The sequence below is a fragment of the Ancylobacter novellus DSM 506 genome, from assembly GCF_000092925.1.
Classification (GTDB): Bacteria; Pseudomonadota; Alphaproteobacteria; order Rhizobiales; family Xanthobacteraceae; genus Ancylobacter; species Ancylobacter novellus.
Map to the genome: position 1 here is coordinate 1,429,856 of NC_014217.1, position 22,077 is coordinate 1,451,932.

The window sequence follows — 22,077 nt, forward strand, 5'->3', positions numbered from 1 at the left end:
CGGAAGGCTATCAGCTAGAAGCTGCCGCGATTCTCCCCATCGCGGCGCGCGGTTGGCGATCGGCTTCCGGTCGGTGCCGCCGGTTTCGCCCCGCCCCGCCTTTGGACCGCAATGCCGCTCAGGGACAAGCTGCTCGCCATCGCCGTGGTCGGCGTGTGGGGGCTCAACATGATCGTCATCAAGCTTGGCGTGGCCGAGATCCCGCCGCTCTTGATGAGCGCGATGCGCTTCGTGCTGGTGGCGGGGCTGGTGCTGCCCTTCACCCGCATCAAGCGGGCCGACCTGCCGGTCCTCGCTTTGCTGTCCTTCACCTTCGGCACGCTGCATTTCGGCTTTCTCTTCGCCGGCCTGCGCAACGCCGAGGCCGGCACCAGCGCGGTGATCATCCAGCTCGGCGCGCCGATCGCCACCCTGCTGGCCTGCCTGTTCCTGCGCGAGCCGCTCGGCCGCCGCCGCCTGCTCGGCCTTCTCGTTTCGGTTGCCGGCATCGCCATCCTCGCCGCCGGCCCGACGCTGCCGGGGCCGCTGTCCTTCACGCTTCTGACGATCAGCGCCACGGGCTGGGCGGTGTCGAACCTCATCGTCAAGAACATCGACGACATCTCGCCCATGGCGATCATGGGCTGGTCGTCGCTGCTCTCGGTGCCGCAGCTTCTGCTGGGCTCCTGGGTCTTCGAACGGGCGGAGTGGCCGCTTGTCTACGCCGCCGGCTGGCATGGCTGGCTGTGCGTGCTCTACAGCGCGATCGCCTCGTCCATCTTCGGCTACGGCATCTGGTACTGGCTGCTGCGGCGCCACCCGATCAGCGCGGTGGTGCCCTATTCGATGCTGAACCCGCTGCTCTCGGTGCTGTTCGGCATCGTGCTGATCGGCGACGATCCCTCGCCGGTGAAGGTGGCCGGCGCGCTGGTCATGGTGGCCGGCGTGGCGCTGATCCTGCGCAAGCGCGACGCCAAGCTGCCCGACACGGCGTGAGGCGAACGGCCGGAGCGTCGCCGCCCCGGCCGCCTTTCGTCAGTCCGTCACTTGGCCTTCAGGAACTCGCCGACCTCGAGCAGCACCATCTCGTTGTCGTCGGCCTTGTTCGGCTCGCGCGAGGAGGAGAAGGGCAGGTTGTTGTCGTTGCCCACCACGATGTGCGTGGCGTCCACCACCTCGACATTCTCGATGGTGAAGAAGGGGAAGGTCAGCACGCCGTCATTGAGCGGCTTGCGGGCCTTTTTGTCCGGGTCGGCGATCTTCATCAGGTCGATATGGCCGATCTTGTGCGCCGCCTTGCCGGCGTTCGCGTCGGTCAGCTCGATCTTGTAGATGCGCTTGAACCTGGCGATGTCGTGGAAGCAGTCCGGGCGCTTCTGGCCTTCCGGGCAGGCCTTGTCGGCGGTGCCCTCGGCGTCGTCGCGCTCGATGATGAGCCCCGTCGTGCCGTCGATCATGTTGAAGTCGCCGATGGCGTTGCCGTTCTGCTCGAGGACGTACTGCCACATGCGGCCGGTCCACTTCTGGTTGGCGACGTCGAATTCGAGGATCGGCAGGAAGGTCTTGCCGTCGGCGGTCTTCTGCCAGTCCTTCGTCGAAGCGTCCCAGAGCGGGCCTTCGAGCAGGGCGTAGAGGTACTTGCCGTCCTTGGACGAGGCCATGCCCTCATAGCCCTTGGAGCGGCGGGCGTTGAAGGCCGCGGTCTGGTTCGGCACGCCGGCCGAGGCGACGGCGTAATGGTCGGGCGAGCGCACCGGCGTCTCGCCAGCCACCGTCTCGAACACGCCGAGCACCTTGCCGTTCATGTCGGCCTTGATCAAATAGGGGCCGAACTCGTCGCCGATCCAGAAATTGTCGCCGATGATCTGGAAGCTCTCGGTGTCGAAGTCCGAGCCGGTGAGGTAGCGCTTCTCTGTGCCCTCATGGACGATGCGGAACGGCACCTTCTTGTCGGGGTCGGTGAGGAAGACGGTCTGGAGCGGCTCGAACGTGCCCTTCTCCCAGTCGATCCTGTAGCGGTTGAGGTAGAGCGCCGAATCCGGGCTGTTGGCCTTCGCGCCCATGCCGTTGTCGGTGATGATCCAGAACGAGCCGTCGGCCATCATCTTGATGCCGGAATGGCCCTGGCGCGGCTGGCCCTTGAAGGGCAGCGACACGCCGGTCGGGCGCCCGCCGGACTTGCCTTCCACCGTGCCGGCGGCCTCGACGCGGGTGCCGGTGGTGAACTTGCCGGAGGTCTTCAGGTCGGCCGGTGCGTCGGCCGGCATCTCGATGAAGCTCTCGGCCGGCATCACGGCGTGGCCGGCGAGCGTCGCCGGATAGGTCTCGTCGGCGTGGGCGGAGGTGCCGAGCTGCGTGGCGAACACCAGCGCCAGCGCGGCGCCGGCCAGCAGGGACAGGCGGGAGGAGAGGGGGGACATGGCGGATCTCCTTTGAAATCGGCCGGCGCAAGGCCGGGCGCGATGTCGTGGGCCCCGCCCATGTCCTTCACGCTACGTTACGATGACGGAGCGATGACGCTCCCTCCGTCTTTCGCCGCCCGTCACGCCGTCGCCTGTGCGGGTGCGCAGGCGAGGCAGATCTGCTCGACATGGCGCAAATCCGTGCCGCAACAGCCGCCGAGGATGTGGAGGTTCTTCATCCGGCCCCGCAGATCGCGGTACTGCCGGCCGAGCTCGGCCGGATCGCCGGCGTCGAGGTTCGGCGAGGAATCGAGCTCGGCATGGCTGCGGTGCGAGGCGTTGGCCCGCAGCCCGCGGATGCGCTCCAGCCACGCGCCGCCCTCCGCCACCACATGGTCGAAATGCGTCGGGTGGGCGCAGTTGATCATGTAATAGGCCGGCGTGTTGCCGGTCTCGGCGTCCACCTGCTCGATCGCCTCGCGCAAGGGCTGGCCGGTGGGCAGGCGCCCGTCCGTCTCCAGCGTGAAGGAGATGACGGAGGGTAGGCGCAGTTCCTGTGCGGCGATGGCGACGCCGAGCGCCTCCTCGACATAGTTCATCGTGTAGGCGCTCACCATGTCGGCCGGGCCGTCGGCGAAGATGCCGATCTGCGTGGCGTGGTAGTCCGCCGCCTCGTCGATCGCCATGGCGCCGTCCGGCCGGTAGCCGTCGCCGCGCGGGCCGACCACGCCGCTCACCACGACCGGCGTGGCGGGCGTCTCGTGGCGCTCGCGCAGCGCGACCAGGAGGTCGATGCTGGCGCGGTTGAACCCGGCGAGCGCCTCCTGCGTGAAGCCGAGCTTGTCCGCCCAGTCCGGGCTGGCCCGCCAGGTCGGCGCGTCCAGCACGAATCCGGTGCCGTGGGCACGGGCGAGCTCGGCGAAGCGGGCGTAATAGGCGCGCAAGGCCTCGCGCCCCGCCGCATCCTTCATCAGGTCGATGGAGGCGAAGCAGGGCAGGTCGATGCCCTCGTGGAAGATGAACGTCGTCTCCATGCCGCCGTCCATCAGGAACAGGCGGTCTGAGAGCAGGGGCAGGGCATGGCGATATTTCGCGCCGTACGGATTGGCGTCGGTCATGGTCGTCCTCTCGGGTTGTCTTCTTCGCATTTACTGGCGGAAACCGGACCCGCCCTGGGCCGTGTTGATGCCCCGGATCGGCCCGCCGACCTAGCCGTCTCGCGGTCAAGTCGCGCCGAGATTCTATTTTTACTTGTTTTCTCAAGTATTTGATGGTTCCGTCCACGCCTGCCGATGCGCGCATGACGCGAAGCCGCGCCGCTTTACTGTGCCTGTGGTACAGTTACGTCATGTTGGAAAACACGCCGAAGCGCCGCACCGATACCAGGCAGCGCCTGCTCGAGCTCGCCGAGCAGGCCGTGCTCGCCAAGGGCTTTTCCTCGACCTCCATCGACGAGCTGATCGTCGGTGTCGGTATCACCAAGAGCGGCTTCTTCTATCATTTCCGCGACAAGAACGACCTCGCCCGCGCGCTGCTGGAGCGGCATATCGAGCGCGACCGGGTGTTGCTCGACGACATCTTCCAGCGCGCCGACGAATTGAACGACGACCCGCTGCACGGCTTCCTCGTCGGCCTGAAGCTGTTCGCCGAGATGATGGCGGCGCTGCCCGAGGCGCATCCCGGTTGCCTCGCCGCCACGCTCTGCTACCAGGACCAGCTCTTCGACCGCACCGTGCACGCACTCAACGCCGAGAGCGTGCTCGCCTGGCGCCGGCGCTTCCGCGCCCGTCTCGACGCCATCGCCGAGCGTTACCCGCAACACGAGCCGGTCGACCTCGACGCGCTGTCCGACATGATCGCGACGCTGGTCGAAGGCGGGCTGGTGATGGGCCGCGCGCTGAAGGACCCCTCCATATTGCCGAAGCAGATCCTGCTGTTCCGCGATTTCCTGCGGCTGACGTTCCAGCCTTGAAGGGGCAGCCTCCTGGGACGTGCACCGTCATCCTGAGGTGCTGGCCAAAGGCTAGCCTCGAAGGATGCTCGCCACCGAGCGCCCGGACGAGCATCCTTCGAGGCCCGGCCGTTGGCCGGGCACCTCAGGATGAGGTTCCTTGGGCGAGGGAATAGGATATCGGGCACGCGTGCTCGTCATCCTGAGTGCCTGACCCGCAGTACACCCTCATCTTGAGAGCCCGACCCACCGCGCATCCTCATCCTGAGGTGCGAGCGCAGCGAGCCTCGAAGGATGATCGTTTAAGCGCGCCCGGATGAGCATCCTTCGAGGCCCGGCCGTTGGCCGGGCACCTCAGGATGAGGTTCGTCGGGGACGACAGAAGGCGATCGGGCGCTGTACGCCAAGCATGGCCAAATCCCCCATGCCGCCATCCCCCCTCGACGCGGGCGCGCGCTTGAGGCTTATCCTGCGCGCATGAGTCTGAACCTTCCCACCGCTGCGCCGGCGCCGCGCGCCTTCCTCGGCGTGGCGCGCTCGGCCACCGGGCGCTTCTGGCGCGAGCGGCTCGACCTGCGCGGCGCGCAGGCGACGCTCGCCATCGTGCAGCGTACCGGCGTGCCGGAAATCCTCGCCCGCGTGCTCGCCGGGCGCGGCGTCGGCATCGACGAGGTCGAAGCCTGGCTCGACCCGACCGTCAAGCGCCTGCTGCCCGATCCGGACACGCTGACCGACATGGGGCCTTGCGTCGCCCGCCTCGCCGACGCCGTCACCACGGGCGAGAAGGTCGCGGTGTTCGGCGACTACGATGTCGACGGCGCCACCTCCACCGCGCTGCTGGTCGAGGTGCTGCGCGCCGGCGGGCTCGATCCCGCCTTCTACATCCCGGACCGCATCTTCGAGGGCTACGGGCCGAACATCCCGGCCATAGAGGGGCTGGCGGCGGGCGGGGCGAGCCTCCTCGTCCCCGTCGATTGCGGCACGATGAGCTTCGAGCCCTTCGCCCGCGCCCGCGAGCTCGGCCTCGACGTGGTGGTCATCGATCATCACCAGGCCGGCGAGACCCTGCCCGAAGTCGCGGCGCTGGTGAATCCGAACCGCGTCGACGACCTCTCCGGCCTCGGCCATCTCTGTGCCGTCGGCCTCGTCTTCGTCGTTGCCGTCGGGCTGCTGCGCGAGCTTGAGCAGCGCGGCTGGTGGAATGCGGCGCGCCCCAAGCCGAACCTGCTCGCCGACCTCGATCTCGTGGCGCTCGGCACGGTGGCCGACGTGGTGCCGCTGCTCGGCCTCAACCGCGCCTATGTGACCAAGGGCCTGCTCCAGCTCCGCAAGCGCGAGCGCCCCGGCCTGACCGCGCTGATGGACGCTGCCCGGCTCTCCGGCCCGCCCAAGGCGTGGCATCTCGGCTTCCTGCTCGGCCCGCGCATCAATGCCGGCGGGCGCATCGGCGACGCCGCGCTCGGCACGCGCCTGCTGCTCACCCGCGATCCCATCGAGGCCGCCGCCATCGCTGCCGAGCTCGACCGGCTGAACGCCGAGCGCCAGCAGGTGGAGCGGGCCATCGTCGCGCAGGCCGAGGCGGAGGCCGAAGCCGCGCTCGGACGCGCCGGGGAGGGGGCGGTGATCCTCTCCTCGGGGCAGGGCTGGCATCCGGGCGTGGTCGGGCTGGTGGCGGCGCGGCTGAAGGAGAAGTTCGGCCGCCCGGCCTTCGCCATCGCCTTCACCGGCGAGAGCGGCGCCGGTTCCGCCCGCTCCATCCCCGGCGTCGATGTCGGCCGCGCCGTGCGGGCGGCGGTCGAGCTCGGCATATTGGTGAAGGGCGGCGGCCACGCCATGGCCGCTGGTCTGACGGTCGCGCGGGAAAAACTCGGCGAGCTGCGTGCGCATCTGGAGGAGGTGCTCGCCGTCTCGGTCGAGGAGGCGCGGGCGGTGGACGAGACGGTGATCGACGGCGCGCTCTCCGCCGCCGGGGCGACACCCGATCTCGTGGAACTGATCGAGAAGGCCGGGCCGTTCGGCGCCGGCAACCCGCAGCCGATCTTCGCCTTTCCCGCGCATCGCATCGTCTATGCCGAGCCGGGCAATTCCGACCAGGTGCGCGTGCGGCTGCGCGGCTCGGACGGCACGGTGCTCTCCGGCGTCGCCTTCCGCGCCGCCAACACGCCGCTCGGCCAGGCGCTCATCGCCGCGCGCGGCCAGCAGGCGCATGTCGCCGGCATGCTGGAGCTCGATTCATGGCAGGGCCGCACGCAGGTGAACCTGCGCATCTGCGATGTCGCCATGCCGGAAATCGGCTGACACGCCATGGGGTTGGGCGGGTTTGCGGAATCGGATCGGCAGGGCGTTGAATCAAAATCTGAGCCGCCTCGCGCGGCCATCATCGGCGCCGGGCCGGCGGGGCTGATCGCGGCGGAGACGCTGGCGCGGGCGGGATGCCGTGTGACGATCCATGAGCGCATGGCCTCGCCGGCGCGCAAATTCCTCATCGCCGGGCGCGGCGGGCTGAACCTCACCCATTCCGAGCCGCGCGAGCGCTTCCTCGCCCGCTATGGCGCGGCGGCGGAGTGGCTGGCGCCGATGATCGACGCTTATCCCCCCGGCCGGCTGCGCGCCTTCGCCGAGGGGCTGGGGGAGGAGACCTTCGTCGGCTCCAGCGGGCGGGTCTTCCCGACGAGCTTCAAGGCTTCGCCCTTGCTGCGCGCGTGGCTGCACCGGCTCGACGCGCTCGGCGTCAGGCTGATGACCCGCCACCGCTGGCTCGGCTGGGCAAACGATGCGCAAGGTGACACCGCATTGCGCTTCGAGGCACCGGCTGATGCCACCGGTGGCGGCCGGAATGTCACCATTAGCGTCACCAGTGACGCCGCCCTGCTGGCGTTGGGCGGCGCGAGCTGGCCGCGCCTGGGCAGCGATGGGCAATGGGTCGACACTTTCCAGTCGGCGGGCATAGCGGTCGAGCCGCTGCGGCCGGCCAATAGCGGCGTGCGCATCGGCTGGTCGGAGACTTTCCGCACCCGCTTCGCCGGCGAACCGCTGAAGCGCATCGCGCTCGCCGTCGATGGGGCGAGCGTGCGCGGCGAGGCGATGATCGACGCCGCGGGGCTGGAGGGCGGGGCGGTCTATGCGCTGTCGTCACGTCTGCGTGAGGCGATCCTCCGCGACGGCGCGGCAAGGCTGGAGATCGATCTGCGGCCCGACCTTTCCCTAGAAGCGCTGGCGAACAAGCTGGCGACCGGGCGCAAGGGCGAGAGCCTGTCCAACCGGCTGCGCAAGGCCGGCCTGCCGCCGGTCGCGAGCGCCCTGCTGCGCGAGGCTTCGCGCGAACTGCCGGCCGATCCCCGCGCGCTGGCCGCGCTCGCCAAGGCGCTGCCGCTCACCGCCACCGCCATGGCGCCGATCGAGCGGGCCATCTCCTCGGCCGGCGGCGTGTCGCGGGCCATGCTCGACAAGCACTTGATGCTGCACGCGAAACCGGGAACCTTCCTCGCCGGCGAGATGCTGGACTGGGAGGCGCCGACCGGCGGCTACCTGCTGCAGGCGTGCTTTTCCACCGGCTTCGCGGCGGCCTGCGGGATGCTGACGCATCTCGGCCTGCCGCAGCCTGAGGCATGGGCCGGGCCGTGGTCGGCGGCGGATGAGGGAAGGAAGGCGCGGGACGACGACTGAGGGAGCGCGTGCCGTCGTCCCGCGCGGTTCACGAGACCTGCCGGGATGTGGTCTCGCGAAGGCGTTGCCGGTAATGTCGACGGGCGCGTTCTGGTATTCGCGCGCCGTCGTCGGCGTTGGCGAGATAAATACGCGTGGCCCTTGTCATGCACAATGATTATCTTCCGGGATTATTATAGTTCTAAACTATACCGGCAGAGTTTTACTTCACCGCACACCGCCGGTCGGGCGACGCCTTGCGCGAAGGGGATGGCGGGCGTACCTCAGTGAGAGCGGGCGAGGCGGCAGCGCGCGAGCGAGAGGCGGGAGGTCATTCCTCATGGCACGTCTGTTCTTCCGCCGGGGATCGGCCGGCGAGGCGGCGCCCGACGCGGCGCGCGAGCTCGCCGCCAAGGCGCGCGCGCTGCTCGGCGTCGGCGAGGAAACCACCATATCGATCAGCGAGATCGCCTGCGGCGACCCGGCCTGCGGCGGCGCCGAGACGGTGGTGCTGGTGATGCGCCCCGGCCGGCGTACCGAGGCGGCCAAGCTCATGAAGCCCTTGAGCACGGTGACGGATGCGGAGCTCGCCGAGGCGCTGCAGCCGCTGCTTGACGTAACGGCATAGGCAGGTGGGCGCGCAAAAGTATTCATACGGATTTACATGACGTCTTGCGCAACGTCCTTTGTCTTTGCACTGTATAACCATTCTAATGTGTTGCCGAACACTTGCGATTTCTTGCATCGCTGGCGTAGGAGTTTCCCCGCTAAGCCGCACGGGCGGCGGGAGGAGATATCCATGCGAGCCAGATCACTGTTCGCCGCGCCGCTCGTTGCGGCCTTCGCGTTCGGTGCCGTCGTCGCCGCCGGCCCCGCCGGTGCGCAGACCCAGGCGCCGAAGGTGCGCGACATCGTCACGACCTATGCCGACATTGCCGAGGCGATGTATGGCGACAGCCTGAAGACGGCCAAGGACCTCCAGTCCGCCGTCGACGCCTTCCTCGCCGATCCGACCGAGGCCAATCTCGACAAGGCCAAGACCGCGTGGAAGGCCGCGCGCGTTCCCTACCAGCAGACGGAAGGCTACCGCTTCGGCAACGCCATCGTCGACGACTGGGAGGGCCGCGTGAACGCCTGGCCGCTCGACGAGGGGCTGATCGATTACGTGGACAAGAAGAGCTACGGCGACTCGTCCGACGAGAACCCGCTCTACACCGCCAACGTGATCGCCAACACCAAGATCCGCGTCGGCAAGAAGACCATCGACGCCACGAAGATCACGCCCAAGCTGCTCGACAGCCTGCAGGAAGCCGGCGGCGTCGAATCCAACGTCGCCATCGGCTACCACGCCATCGAATTCCTGCTGTGGGGCCAGGACCTCAACGGCACGGGTCCGGGCGCCGGCAAGCGGCCCGCCACCGACTACTCGGCCACGAACTGCACCAACGGCAATTGCGACCGCCGCGGCGCCTATCTCAAGGCCGCGACCGACCTGCTCGTCGCCGATCTCACCGACATGACCAAGTGGTGGGGCGCCAAGGGCAAGGCCCGCGCCGCCGTGGCGAAGCAGAAGGACAAGGCCGCCCTCGGCACCATCCTCACCGGCCTCGGCTCGCTCTCCTATGGCGAGCTGGCGGGCGAGCGCATGAAGCTCGGCCTCATCCTGCACGACCCCGAGGAGGAGCATGACTGCTTCTCCGACAACACCTACAACTCGCACTATTACGACGAGCTGGGCATCGCCTCGATCTATCGCGGCAAGTACACCCGCGTTGACGGCAGCGTCGTCGAGGGTGCGTCGGTCGCCGCTTACGCCGCCGCCAAGGCGCCGAAGGCCGCCGAGGAGGCCGATGCCAAGGTCGACGCCGCGCTCGCTGCGCTCAAGGCCATCAAGGACGAGGGCGACAGCGGCAAGGAGGCCTATGACCAGATGATCGGCGAGGGCAACGCCGCCGGCAACGCGCTGGTGCAGAAGGGCGTCGATTCGCTCGTCGCCCAGACCCGCGCCATCGAAGGCGTGGTCGCGGCGCTGAAGCTGAAGATCAAGGTCGAGGGCTCGGACAGCCTGGACGATCCGTCCAAGGTCGGCCAGTGAGGCGAAAATGACGATCGGCGGCGCGAGACTTTCGCGCCGCGCCCTTCTCGGCGCGGGTGCGGCCTTCGGGGCCTTGGCGGTGCTGTCACCGACGAGGACCGGGCAGGCGAGGGCACCCGCGCCTTTCGTTCCGACGAAGACGCTGACGCTCAAATCCGGCGACGCCGAACTGAAGCTGCTCGGGCCGGACAAGCCGGCGACCCGCATCCTCGCCTATGACGGTACGCCGTTCCAGACGCTGCGCCTGCCGCGCGGCACGCGCCTGCAGGCGACCTATGTGAACGGCCTCGATGAAGGCTCGTCGCTGCATTTCCACGGCATCCGCATGCCGAACGAATATGACGGCGTGCCGCCGCTGACCCAGCCCCTCGTCGAGCCGGGCGGGCGCTTCGTGCATCTGCTGCCGCTGGACGATCCGGGCACCTTCTTCTTCCATCCCCATTGCGACGAGACCGGGCAGGCCGGGCGCGGACTTGTGGGCGTGCTCATCGTCGAGGACGAGCGCGACCCGAAATTCGATGCCGACGAGATCCTCTGCCTGAAGGACTGGCGGCTCGCCGAGAATGGCGGTTTCCTGCCGCTGACGGAGCCGGACGGCGCCTCCAAGGCCGGCACCTTCGGCGCCACGCGCACGGTGAACGGCAAGCCGACCGTGGAGCTTTCGGCGGCGCCGGGCGCGGATGTGCGCCTGCGTGTGCTCAATGTCGACGCCACGCGCATCATGGATATCGGCGTCGAGGGCGCCGAGGCCTGGCTGATCGCGGTGGACGGCCATGCGCTGAAACCCGTGCGCCTCGACGATCTGCCTGATGGCATCTGGCGCATGGGGCCGGCGCAGCGCATCGATCTGCATGTGCGCATGCCGGCCGATGGCAAGCGGGTGAGCGTCGGCGACTACCGCGCGGCCGACATCTACCATTTCGCCACGCTGGTCCCGTCCGGAAAGCCGAAGCGCAAGCCGCGCCGCGGGCCGCTCGCGCTGCCGGCGGCCGAGTTGCCGTTCCCCGATCTCGAGGCGGCCGAATTCCATTCCTTCACGCTTCAGCAGGCGACGGACGAGGCGGTGAAGAATCTCGGCCTGCCGCCGGACGATCCGCTGGCCAAGGCGCTGGTGGCGAGCTTCTGCGTCGGCGCCGCGACCTATTGGTCGATCGGCCAGACCTCCTGGGCCGCCGGCGATCGGCTCGGCCTGCCGCCGCCGCTGGCGGCGATGAAGGAGGGCCGGAGCTATCGGATCGAGATCAAGAACGAGACGCGCTTTCCCCATCCCATCCACCTGCACGGCCATGCCTTCGCGGTGCTGGGTTCCTCGAAGGGCCGCCTGCCGCGCCATTTCGCCGATACGGTGCTGGTGCAGCCCGGCGAGGCGGTGGAGATCGGCTTCGTCGCCGTGTCCGGCGACTGGGTGTTCCACTGCCACATCCTGGAGCATATGGAGACCGGGATGATGGGCTGGTTCCGGGTGGTGTGATGGGCGCGGTGCGCAGGCTGTTCCGGTGCGCGGCGTTCGCCGTGGCGATGCTGCCGCTCGCGGTCGCCACTGCCGACGATGCCGGCCTCGACGCCGCCATCGGCAAGGCGCTGTTCGAGCGGCCCTGGGTGCCGGCGCCGAGCTCGACGCGCGCCAATGACGGGCTCGGCCCGCTGTTCGACGCGCGCTCCTGCTCCGCCTGCCACCATGGCGGCGCCGGCAAGGGCGCGACCGCGCTGGACGCGGACGGCAAGCCGGACGGGCTCGGCATGGTGCTGTCGCTGTTCCGGGCCGATGGCGGCGACGACCCGGTCTACGGCCATCGGCTGGAGACCATGACGCTGCCGGGCGTGCCGGTCGAAGGCAGCTTCACCGTCGCCACAGAGAACGGCCGCCGCATTCCGCGCATCGACGAGCCCGGTTACGGGGCGCTCGATGCCGCCACGCATGTCTCGCTGCGCACGGCGCCGGATCTGCGCGGGCGCGGCAAGCTCGAACGCGTCGACGACGACGCCATCCTCGCTTTGGAAGACCCCGACGACCGCGACGGCGACGGCGTGCGTGGCCGCGCCCGGCGGCTGCAACATGCCGAGGGCGGCTCGATCATCGGCCGCTTCGGCTGGAAGGCGAGCCACGCGACGCTGGCGAGCCAGACCTCGGAAGCCTTCGCGCTCGATCTCGGCCTGTCGACACCGCTGCGCATGGAGCCCTGGGGCGACTGCACGCAGGCGCAGGCCGCCTGCCGCGACGCCCCGCACGGACGCGAGGCCGAGGGCGAGCCGGAGATCACTGGCGCCATCGTCGAGCGCATCGTCGCCTATCTGCGTGCCCTCAAGGTGCCGCAGGCCGAGGCCGACCGGCGCGGTGCAAAACTCTTCGCCGCCACCGGCTGCGCGGCCTGCCACAAGCCTTCGCTGCCGATGCGCGAGGGCGGTAGCCTCAGCCTCTACACCGACGTGCTGCTGCACGAGATGGGCGAGGGCCTCGCCGATCCGGCCGGCGTCCCCGGTGCGGCGGCGGGCGAATGGCGCACCGCCCCGCTCGCGGGCATCTCCACCTCGCTGGCGCGTGGCGTCGGCCTGCTGCACGATGGCCGCGCGTCGAGCGTCGTTGAAGCGGTGCGCTGGCATGGCGGCGAGGCGTCGGGCGCGCGGGCGCGCTTCGAGGCGCTGGACGCCGCCCGGCGGCGCGCGCTGATCGACTATGTTTCCTCTCTCTAGACCCGAGGCATGCGCATGAACCGATCCCCCTTCGCCGTGGCGCTGGCGCTGGCGAGCCAGATCGGGCAGGCGGCACAGGGCGTGCCGGCCATCGCGGCGGCGACCGCGCTGATCTCCAACATCCTCGTCGGCCGCGCCCATGCCGCCGCCGTCTCGGCGCCGCAGGTGGTCGAGGACTGGCTGCTGCCGCGCTACGACACGCTGCTCGCCACGACAAAGGCGCAGCAGGAGGCGTGGGCCGCCTTCTGCAAGGCGCCCTCCACTGATGGCGTGAAGGAGCTGAAGGCGCGCTTCGCGGCGGCGTCCGACGCCTGGTCGGCCGTGGAGTTCATCACCTTCGGCCCGGTGATGCTGTCGCTGCGGCCGGACCGCTTCAACCTGTTCCCGGAGCGGCGCAACGCGGTCGGCCGCTCGGTGGCCGAGCTCATCGCCGACCCGACGGACGAGCGGCTGCAGCCGCAGCGTTTCTTCCGCCTCAGCGCGGCGGCGCAGGGCCTGCCGGCCATGGAGCGCCTGCTCTATGACGACGGCGCCGAGGCCGCGCTCGTCTCCGGCAACGAGGCGGCGCGGCGCTGCCAGCTCGGGCGGGCGGTCGCCGGTAACCTCGCCACCATCGCGCAGGAGATCCGCTCCGGCTGGGGCAACCGCAGCGAGGGGCTGCTGGCGCAGCTCATCGCCGGCAAGTCCGATCCGGTGTTCTTCCCCGAGCCCGCCGCGCTGCTCAGCCAGATCGTCACGGATCTGGCCGGCGCCTATCAGCGCGTCGTCGACCAGCGCCTGCTGGTCGTGCTCGGCAAGGAGGCGGACGAGGCCAAGCCGCTGCTCGCCGACCGCCGCCGCAGCGGCCTCGCCAAGGAAACTATTCTCACCATCATCGCCAGCGCCGGCGAGCTGGCCGAGCGGCTGGCGCAGGGGCTGAACGCCAAGGACCAGGCGACCATCGCCAAGGCGATGCAGGCCGCCACCGCCGCTGCCAATGCGCTGCCGGAGAACATCGGCACCGCCGCCACCACGCCGGCCGGCCGCAAGCAGCTGGAGAGCGCCGCCGCCGCCTTCAAGACGGCGCAGGCGAGCGTCGCCAAGCCGCTGGCCGCCGGGCTCGGCGTCGCGCTCGGCTTCAACGCGCTCGACGGCGACTGAGGGAGGAAACGATGGGCATCCTCGATCTTTCCCGCCGCTCGCTGATCGGCACGCTGGGCAGCCTCGTCGGCGCCCCTCGGGTGCTCTTCGGTGGCGCGGCGCATGCGCAGGACCATCTGCTCGACGCCGAATGGCTCGCCACCGCCGGCGTCGGCGAGGGCTTCGCCCCGGTGGTGCTCTCGCCGGATTTCGCCGCCACGCCGGTCGGCAGCGGCACGCAGCGCCTGCACTGGGTCGAGCCGAGCGCGGACGGGCGCACCGCGGTCGCCGTCGCCCGCCGCCCCGGCACCACCGCCGTGCTGTTCGACCGCCGCGCCGGTACGGTGCTCGCCACCTTCGAGCCGGGCGAGGGGCGGGTGTTCTCCGGCCATGGCCGCTTCATCGACAATGGGCGGCGCTTCCTCGCGGTGGAGATCGAGCGCGCGAGCGGGCAGGGCGTGGTCTCGCGCCGCGTCGTCGAATCCGGCTTCGCCATCGAGGCGGAATGGGCCTCCTCCGGAATCGGCCCGCACGACATGCTGCAAGTTGCGCTTCCTCGCGGCGGCGCGCTCATCGTCGCCAATGGCGGGGTCGAGCCGCACACGCCGGAGGCGCTGGGCGCCGAGATCGCCGGCGCCAGCGTCGCCCGGCTGGACCCCGAGACCGGCGCGGTGCGAACGGTGGCGGCGCTGTCCGAGGACCTCGCCTCGCTGTCGCTGCGCCATCTCGCCAGCTCCGCCGACGGCTTCACCGTGGTCGCCGCGCAGGACCTGCTGGCGGACGGCATCGCCCGGCCGCTGATCTATGCGGTGGAGGAGGATGGCCTTCGCGCCTTCGACGCGCCGGAAGAGGCGTGGCGGGGCCTGCGCACCTATGTCGGCTCGGTCTGCCTCGATGCGTCCGGCGCCTATGTCGCCTGCGCCAGCCCGCGCGGCAACCGGGTGATGCTGTGGCGGCGCGACGGGCGCTTCATCGGCGCGCTGCCGCTGGTCGACGGCTGCGGCCTCGCCCCGACCCGCGAGGCGGGCCGCTTCCTCGCCACCAGCGGGCTCGGCGAGACGGTGCTGATCGCCACCGACGGCGAGGAGGTCGGCGTGGTGGCCCGCCGCTCCGGCGGCCCGCGCTTCGACAATCACGCGGTGCTGGCCGCCTGAATCGAGCAATCGCATCGCGTTCGCAGCATTCGCGGCGCGCGACAGCGTTCATGGAGTATCCGGCCATCGGATATTCTATGAGAGGTAGCCGGCGGTGGGCCAGAAGAGGCGTCCCGTCTCTTCGTCAGGTCGGACGAATACATTGGATATCTGGCGAGTGTTGCACGAATACACTAGTCAAAACCCGACCCGAACACTAGTGTCGCCGCATCATCCGCTGGGGGATGGTGATGAAGAGTTTGTCTGTCGCCGCTTTTACGGTGGGAGTGGGGGTGCCGGCGGGCGTCGCCATCGCAGCGGATCTTCCTCTGTCGGTGGCGACGCCCGTGGCCGTCGAGGCCTCCGCGTCCAGTACGTTGTCGATCAATTCCAGCGGTTTCTTCCTCGACGCTTCGCCCGGCGTCGACGGGTTCTGCATGCGGCACGGCCGCATCGATCACGCGTTCTAAGCCCGAGACTGGCATCCCTCCTGGAGCCGGGGCCGCAGCTTGCGGCCCTTTTCTTTTGCGACCTTCCTCTTTTAGCCGGCGGCGGATAAAACGGAGCCGAAGCGTCCGATCGCTTCCATTTCGCTCCGGTGCTGTGAAATGAACTCCGTCTTCGCCGCTTTGCCCACCACGGTCTTCGAGACCATGTCACGCCTCGCGCGCGATCATGACGCGGTCAATCTCGGCCAGGGCTTCCCGGACGATCCCGGCCCGCTCGACGTGCGCGAGAAGGCGGCCGAGGCGGTGCTGCATGGCTGGAACCAGTACCCGCCGATGATGGGTGCGCCGGAGCTCCGCCGGGCGGTTGCCACGCATTACCGCGACTGGCAGGGGCTGGACCTCGACGAGAGCGAGGTGATGATCACCTCCGGCGCCACGGAAGCCATCGCCGGGGCGCTGTTGGCGCTGATCGAGCCCGGCGACGAGGTGGTGCTGTTCCAGCCGCTCTACGACGCCTATCTGCCGCTGGTGCAGCGCGCCGGCGGCGTGCCGCGCCTCGTGCGGCTGGTGCCGCCGGCGTGGCGGATCACGGACGACGCGCTGGCCGAAGCATTCACGCCGCGCACGCGCCTCGTGCTGTTCAACAACCCGCACAATCCGACCGGCCGGGTGTTCGATGCCGAGGAACTCGAACTGCTCGCCCGCTTCTGCACCCGCTCCGGTGCCGTGCTGGTGAGCGACGAGGTATGGGAGCACGTCGTCTTCGACGGCCGTGTGCACCGTTCCGTGCTGTCGCTGCCGGGCATGCGTGAGCGGGCCGTGAAGATCGGCTCGGCGGGGAAGATCTTCGGCATGACCGGCTGGAAGGTCGGCTTCGTCTGCGCCGCGCCGGAATTGATGCGCGTGCTCTCCAAGGCGCACCAGTTCCTCACCTTCACCACGCCGCCCTCCTTGCAGCAGGCGGTGGCCTATGGGCTCGGCAAGGACCCCGGCTGGTTCGACGCCATGCGCGCCGGCCTGCAGCGTTCGCGCGACCGGCTGGCGGTGGGGCTCGCCGAGCTCGGCTTTTCGGTGCTGCCCTCGGCCGGCACCTATTTCCTCAATGTCGATCTGGCGCCACTCGACGCGCGCCTGCGCGACGAGGCCTTCTGCCGCCTTCTGGTCGAGCGCCACGGCGTGGCGGCGATCCCGGTCTCGGCCTTCTATGCCGAGCAGCCGGTGGAGAGCGTCATCCGCTTCTGCTTCGCCAAGACCGACGCCACGCTCGACCGGGCGCTGGAGCGGCTCGCCGGCTCTTTCGCCGATCGCGGCGCGGGCGCCGCGAGCTTGCATGCATACAAATGACGCGACTTGGGCATATTCCCGCCGGATTCTCAAAAGCTACGCCTGATTTTTAGGCATTATTGCTTCGGATCGCGGGTATATCGGCGCGGGCGATTGCCGTCACATTGTTTCGACGGTCATTGGCACGGCCATTGCAATCCCTTCCTTCGGCGCGCGGACGGGGGTCCTGCGCGTGAACTCCAGAAGGGAATTGAGATGCTGAACATGTTCAACCATGCGCGGCGCATGGCCGGTCGCGCGCTCGTCGGCGCGGCGGCGCTGACGCTGGCCGGCGGCGTTGCGGCGCAGGCTCAGGAAACGATCAAGGTCGGCGTGCTGCACTCGCTCTCCGGCACCATGGCGATCAGCGAGACCACGCTGAAGGACACCGTTCTGTTCATGGTGCAGGAGCAGAACGCCAAGGGCGGCGTGCTCGGCAAGAAGCTCGAGGCGGTCGTCGTCGACCCGGCCTCCAACTGGCCGCTCTTCGCCGAGAAGGCGCGCGAGCTGATCTCCAAGGACAAGGTCGCGGTCGTGTTCGGCTGCTGGACCTCGGTGTCGCGCAAGTCCGTGCTGCCGGTGTTCAAGGAGCTGAACAGCATCCTGTTCTACCCCGTCCAGTACGAGGGCGAGGAGAGCGAGCGCAACGTGTTCTACACCGGCGCCGCCCCGAACCAGCAGGCGATCCCGGCGGTCGACTACCTGATGGAGAACGAGGGCGTGCAGCGCTGGGTGCTCGCGGGCACCGACTACGTCTATCCGCGCACCACCAACAAAATCCTCGAGGCGTACCTGAAGGCGAAGGGCGTCAAGTCCGAGGACATCATGATCAACTACACGCCGTTCGGTCATTCCGACTGGCAGACCATCGTCGCCGACATCAAGAAGTTCGGCTCGGCTGGCAAGAAGACCGCCGTCGTGTCGACCATCAACGGCGACGCCAACGTGCCGTTCTACAAGGAACTCGGCAACCAGGGCATCAAGGCGACCGACATCCCGGTCGTGGCCTTCTCGGTGGGTGAGGAAGAGCTCGCCGGCATCGACACCAAGCCGCTGGTCGGCCATCTCGCCGCGTGGAACTACTTCCAGTCGGTCGACGTGCCCGAGAACAAGGCGTTCATCGACGCCTGGCGCAAGTTCACCAAGAACGACAAGCGCGTGACCAATGACCCGATGGAAGCCACCGTCATCGGCTTCAACATGTGGGTGAAGGCGGTCGAGAAGGCCGGCACCACCGATCCGGACGAGGTGATCGACGCGCTGATCGGCGTCTCGGTGCCCAACCTGTCGGGCGGCTATTCGACCATGATGCCGAACCACCACATCACCAAGCCGGTGCTCATCGGCGAGGTGAAGGACGACGGTCAGTTCGACATCGTCGAGCAGACCCCCGGCCTGATCGTCGCCGAAGAGTGGTCGCCCTATCTCGAGGGCTCCAAGGACCTGATCGCCGATTGGCGCAAGCCGCTCGCCTGCGGCAACTTCAACGTCAAGACCGGCAAGTGCGGCGGCGCCGGCAACTGATGCCGCGCGGTTGAACCTAAGGTCGGGCCCGGCTGCCCGCTGGCAGCCGGCGTCCGCCGCGATACGGGGGAAGGCGGCATCCGCCTTCCCTTCGCCGCCGGAGACCTTCCGGCCATCCGCACCGCCACATCGACGGATGACATGAATTTTCCCGCCCGCCTTCGCAGCCTCGGCTGCGCGCTGCTTCTGACGGTGCTCGGCGCCGTCGCGCTCGTTACCGGCCGCGTGCAGGCGCAGGACATCGGCGCCCCGCTGGCCCAGCTCACCACCAACAAATATGACGACACCGAAGCCGCGCTCGCCGCGCTGGCGGTGAGCGGCAGCCCCGCCGCCGCCGGGATCGTGTCGGCGCTGGCGGACGGCAAGCTGGTCTTCGGCGGCGCGCCGCCGCGCGTCTTCATCGAAGGCGAGGGCCGGGCCCTGCTCGACCCGCTGACCCTGCAGCCGGTCGCGGACGCCCCGCCGGTGAAGCCGGTGCGCGTCAACAACCGCATCCGCCGCGCCATCGAGGCCGCCAGCGGCACGCTCTCGCTGGTCAGCCCTGATCCGGCCAAGCGGCTGGAAGCGGCCGTGGCGGTCGGCCGCTCGCGCGACGCGGCGGCGCTGCCGGCGCTCGACGCCGCGCTGGCCAAGGAGACCGACGCGAAGGTGAAGTCGGCGATGACGCTGGCGCGCGCCTCCATCCTCATCGGCCAGGAGAGCACCTCGGAGGCCGACCGCATCGCCGCCATCGCCACCGTCGGCGCCGAGGGCAACCAGGACGCGCTCGCCATCCTGCGCAGCGTGCCGGCCGACGCCTCGCCGGCGGTGAAGGACGCCGCCGCCGCCGCCATTTCCGGCATCGAGGGCAACCTCGCTCTGTGGGGCATGGTGCAGAACGTCTGGTACGGCCTATCGCTCGGCTCGGTGCTGCTGCTCGCCGCCATCGGCCTCGCCATCACCTTCGGCGTGATGGGCGTCATCAACATGGCGCATGGCGAGATGGTGATGCTCGGCGCCTACACCACCTTCGTCGTGCAGGAGCTGATCCGCACCTATAATCCCGGCCTGTTCGACTGGTCGCTGATCATCGCCATCCCGCTCGCCTTCCTGTTCACCGGCCTGATCGGCGTCATCATCGAGCGCACCGTCATCCGCTTCCTCTACGGCCGCGCGCTGGAGACGCTGCTCGCCACATGGGGCATCTCGCTGATCCTGCAGCAGGCGATCCGCACTTTGTTCGGCCCGACCAACCGCGAGGTCGGCGCGCCGAGCTGGATGTCCGGCTCCTTCGAGCTCGGCCAGATGTCGATCACCTATGGCCGGCTCTGGATCATCGTCTTCGCCATGCTGGTCTTCGTCGCCCTGCTGGCGACGCTGCGCCTCACCCGCATCGGGCTGGAGATGCGCGCGGTGACGCAGAACCGGCGCATGGCCGCCTCCATGGGCATCCGCACCAACTGGGTCGACGCCATGACCTTCGGCCTCGGCTCGGGCATCGCCGGCATCGCCGGGGTGGCGCTGAGCCAGATCGACAACGTCTCGCCGAACCTCGGCCAGAGCTACATCATCGATAGCTTCCTCGTCGTGGTGTTCGGCGGTGTCGGCAATCTCTGGGGCACGCTGGTCGGCGCCATGTCGCTCGGCGTCGCCAACAAGCTCCTGGAGCCCTATGCCGGCGCGGTGCTCGGCAAGATCGCGCTGCTCGTCATCGTCATCCTGTTCATCCAGAAACGGCCCCGCGGCCTCTTCGCCCTCAAGGGGAGGTCGATCGAAGCATGAGCACGAGCGATACCCGTCAGCCCGCGCTGCTCACCACCAGCGGGCTCGTCTTCCTCGGCGTGCTGCTCGCCGCCGCCGTGCTGGTGCCCGTCCTCAACCTCGCCACCTCGCCGGAATCGGCGGTGCATGTGCCGACCTATGTCGTCTCGCTGCTCGGCAAGTACCTGACCTATGCGCTGCTCGCGCTCTCGGTCGACCTGATCTGGGGCTATGTCGGCATCCTCTCGCTCGGCCACGGCGCCTTCTTCGCGCTCGGCGGCTACGCGATGGGCATGTACCTGATGCGCCAGATCGGCACGCGCGGCGTCTATGGCGATCCGGTGCTGCCGGACTTCATGGTGTTCCTGAACTGGAAGGAACTGCCCTGGTTCTGGTACGGCTTCGACCTGTTCCCCTTCGCCGCCATCATGGTGCTGCTGGCGCCGGGCATCCTCGCCCTCGTCTTCGGCTGGTTCGCCTTCCGCTCGCGCGTCACCGGCGTCTATCTGTCGATCATCACCCAGGCGATGACCTTCGCCCTGCTGCTGGCCTTCTTCCGCAACGACATGGGCTTCGGCGGCAATAACGGCCTGACCGACTTCAAGGACATACTCGGCTTCAACATCCAGTCCGACGGCACGCGCGCCGTGCTGTTCGTGCTCTCCGCCTTGGCGCTGGGGCTCGGCTATGTGCTCTGCCGCTTCCTGGTGCGCTCGCATTTCGGCAAGGTGCTGATCGCCATCCGCGACGCCGAGACCCGCGTGCGCTTCACCGGCTACCGGGCCGAGAACTACAAGCTCGTCGCCTTCGTCGTCTCCGCCATGCTGGCGGGCATCGCCGGCGCGCTCTACGTGCCGCAGGTCGGCATCATCAACCCCAGCGAATTCTCGCCCGCCAACTCCATCGAGATCATCGTCTGGGTGGCGGTGGGCGGGCGCGGCACGCTGGTCGGCGCGGCGCTCGGCGCGGTGCTGGTGAATTACGCCAAGACCTATTTCACCTCCGGCTTCCTCGCCCCCTACTGGCTATTCATGCTCGGCGGCCTGTTCGTCGCCGTCACGCTGTTCCTGCCAAAGGGCATCGTCGGCACCTTCTACGACTGGCGCGCCCGCCGTCGCGCGCAAGACGACATACCCGCCGATATCCCGGTCGAGCCGGTCGCCGAACCGAAGCCCGCCGAGTGAGGGGAGAGCCATGAGCGACATCGACCTGCTGGCCGCTCCCGAAGCGGTCCAAAACGAGCCGGCAGACGGCCTCGGGGCGCAGAAGAAGACCCTGACCGAGGCGCTGCTGTACCTCAACGACGTCACCGTCACCTTCGACGGCTTCCGGGCGCTGAACGCGCTGTCTTTCACCGTCGATCCCGGCGAGATGCGCGCCGTCATCGGCCCGAACGGCGCCGGCAAGACGACGATGATGGACGTCATCACCGGCAAGACCCGGCCGGACCGCGGCGACGCCTATTTCAATGGCGGCACCACCGACCTGACCCGGCTCGACGAGACGCAGATCGTCACGCTCGGCATCGGCCGCAAGTTCCAGAAGCCGACCGTGTTCGAGAGCCATACCGTGCTCGACAATCTGCGGCTCGCGCTGAAGGGCCAGCGCCGCGCGCTGCCCAACATCTTCCGCCGCGAGACCGGGGCCGAGCGCGACCGCATCGACGAGATCTTCGAGACCATCAGGCTGACCGAGCACCGGGAGCGCCTCGGCGGCGCGCTGTCGCACGGGCAGAAGCAGTGGCTGGAGATCGGCATGCTGCTGGCGCAGGACCCCAAGCTCCTGCTGGTCGACGAGCCGGTGGCCGGCATGACCGACGCCGAGACCGCGCAGACCGCCGAACTGCTGCGCGAGATCAACGCCAGCGGCCACTCGGTGGTGGTGGTCGAGCACGACATGACCTTCGTGCGTGATCTGGGCGTGCGCGTCATGTGCCTGCACGAAGGCTCGGTGCTGGCGGAAGGCACGCTCGATCAGGTCAGCGCCAATGAGCGCGTCATCGAAGTCTATCTGGGGCGCTGACGGC

General features: G+C 69.0%; 18 protein-coding genes. 16 read left to right on the plus strand and 2 right to left on the minus strand.

Annotated features, from left to right (window positions below):
* Positions 1-111 precede the first annotated feature (111 nt).
* A complete protein-coding gene (locus tag SNOV_RS06825; RefSeq protein ID WP_013166184.1) occupies positions 112-975 on the plus strand; it encodes a DMT family transporter in 864 nt (287 codons plus the stop codon).
* A gap of 47 nt (positions 976-1,022) precedes the next feature.
* Here the strand turns inward: SNOV_RS06825 and SNOV_RS06830 are convergent, their stop codons facing one another.
* Together SNOV_RS06830 and SNOV_RS06835 are read right to left on the minus strand one after the other, a co-directional pair.
* Entirely contained in the window at positions 1,023-2,399 is a 1,377-nt protein-coding gene (locus SNOV_RS06830) for an esterase-like activity of phytase family protein (protein WP_013166185.1), read from the minus strand.
* Positions 2,400-2,521: 122 nt separating this feature from the next.
* Positions 2,522-3,499 carry a homocysteine S-methyltransferase family protein gene (locus SNOV_RS06835; protein WP_013166186.1) on the minus strand — a complete coding sequence of 326 codons (978 nt, stop codon included), beginning with the start codon at positions 3,497-3,499 and terminating at the stop codon, positions 2,522-2,524.
* A gap of 230 nt (positions 3,500-3,729) precedes the next feature.
* Here SNOV_RS06835 and SNOV_RS06840 point away from each other — a divergent pair, with 230 nt between their 5' ends.
* The 15 genes from SNOV_RS06840 to urtD all read left to right on the plus strand — a co-directional run bounded on the left by SNOV_RS06840 (position 3,730) and on the right by urtD (position 22,073).
* Complete coding sequence (locus SNOV_RS06840; protein ID WP_013166187.1) at positions 3,730-4,353, plus strand: TetR/AcrR family transcriptional regulator; 624 nt, start codon at positions 3,730-3,732, stop codon at positions 4,351-4,353.
* A gap of 456 nt (positions 4,354-4,809) precedes the next feature.
* Positions 4,810-6,630 carry a single-stranded-DNA-specific exonuclease RecJ gene (gene recJ / locus SNOV_RS06845; protein WP_013166188.1) on the plus strand — a complete coding sequence of 607 codons (1,821 nt, stop codon included), beginning with the start codon at positions 4,810-4,812 and terminating at the stop codon, positions 6,628-6,630.
* Between the two features lie 6 nt (positions 6,631-6,636).
* A complete protein-coding gene (locus tag SNOV_RS06850) occupies positions 6,637-7,998 on the plus strand; it encodes a TIGR03862 family flavoprotein (RefSeq protein WP_013166189.1) in 1,362 nt (453 codons plus the stop codon).
* Between the two features lie 319 nt (positions 7,999-8,317).
* Positions 8,318-8,605 (plus strand): hypothetical protein, encoded by a 288-nt coding sequence (locus SNOV_RS06855; protein WP_013166190.1) that lies wholly within the window; start codon positions 8,318-8,320, stop codon positions 8,603-8,605.
* A 171-nt stretch (positions 8,606-8,776) separates the two neighbouring features.
* The gene (locus SNOV_RS06860; RefSeq protein WP_013166191.1) at positions 8,777-10,072 is read left to right on the plus strand and encodes an imelysin family protein; all 1,296 of its coding nucleotides are present in this window, start codon (positions 8,777-8,779) and stop codon (positions 10,070-10,072) included.
* Positions 10,073-10,079: 7 nt separating this feature from the next.
* On the plus strand, positions 10,080-11,543 hold the full coding sequence (locus tag SNOV_RS06865) for a multicopper oxidase family protein (protein WP_013166192.1): 1,464 nt from the start codon (positions 10,080-10,082) through the stop codon (positions 11,541-11,543).
* Positions 11,543-12,763, plus strand: coding sequence for a di-heme oxidoredictase family protein (locus SNOV_RS06870; protein ID WP_013166193.1), 1,221 nt, complete (start codon positions 11,543-11,545; stop codon positions 12,761-12,763). The genes SNOV_RS06865 and SNOV_RS06870 overlap by 1 nt, the downstream gene beginning before the upstream one ends.
* Before the next feature lie 15 nt (positions 12,764-12,778).
* Positions 12,779-13,903, plus strand: coding sequence for an imelysin family protein (locus SNOV_RS06875; protein WP_013166194.1), 1,125 nt, complete (start codon positions 12,779-12,781; stop codon positions 13,901-13,903).
* Positions 13,904-13,914: 11 nt separating this feature from the next.
* Entirely contained in the window at positions 13,915-15,036 is a 1,122-nt protein-coding gene (locus tag SNOV_RS06880; protein ID WP_013166195.1) for a DUF1513 domain-containing protein, read from the plus strand.
* Between the two features lie 230 nt (positions 15,037-15,266).
* Positions 15,267-15,485, plus strand: coding sequence for a hypothetical protein (locus SNOV_RS06885; protein ID WP_013166196.1), 219 nt, complete (start codon positions 15,267-15,269; stop codon positions 15,483-15,485).
* A 138-nt stretch (positions 15,486-15,623) separates the two neighbouring features.
* Positions 15,624-16,808 (plus strand): aminotransferase, encoded by a 1,185-nt coding sequence (locus SNOV_RS06890; protein WP_013166197.1) that lies wholly within the window; start codon positions 15,624-15,626, stop codon positions 16,806-16,808.
* Positions 16,809-17,003: 195 nt separating this feature from the next.
* A complete protein-coding gene (urtA, locus tag SNOV_RS06895; protein ID WP_013166198.1) occupies positions 17,004-18,311 on the plus strand; it encodes an urea ABC transporter substrate-binding protein in 1,308 nt (435 codons plus the stop codon).
* Positions 18,312-18,452: 141 nt separating this feature from the next.
* Complete coding sequence (gene urtB, locus SNOV_RS06900; protein WP_013166199.1) at positions 18,453-20,072, plus strand: urea ABC transporter permease subunit UrtB; 1,620 nt, start codon at positions 18,453-18,455, stop codon at positions 20,070-20,072.
* Positions 20,069-21,235 (plus strand): urea ABC transporter permease subunit UrtC, encoded by a 1,167-nt coding sequence (gene urtC / locus SNOV_RS06905; RefSeq protein ID WP_013166200.1) that lies wholly within the window; start codon positions 20,069-20,071, stop codon positions 21,233-21,235. The genes urtB and urtC overlap by 4 nt, the downstream gene beginning before the upstream one ends.
* Positions 21,236-21,245: 10 nt before the next feature.
* Positions 21,246-22,073: an urea ABC transporter ATP-binding protein UrtD gene (gene urtD / locus SNOV_RS06910; protein WP_013166201.1), complete on the plus strand. Its 828-nt coding sequence runs from the start codon at positions 21,246-21,248 to the stop codon at positions 22,071-22,073.
* Positions 22,074-22,077: the final 4 nt, after the last annotated feature.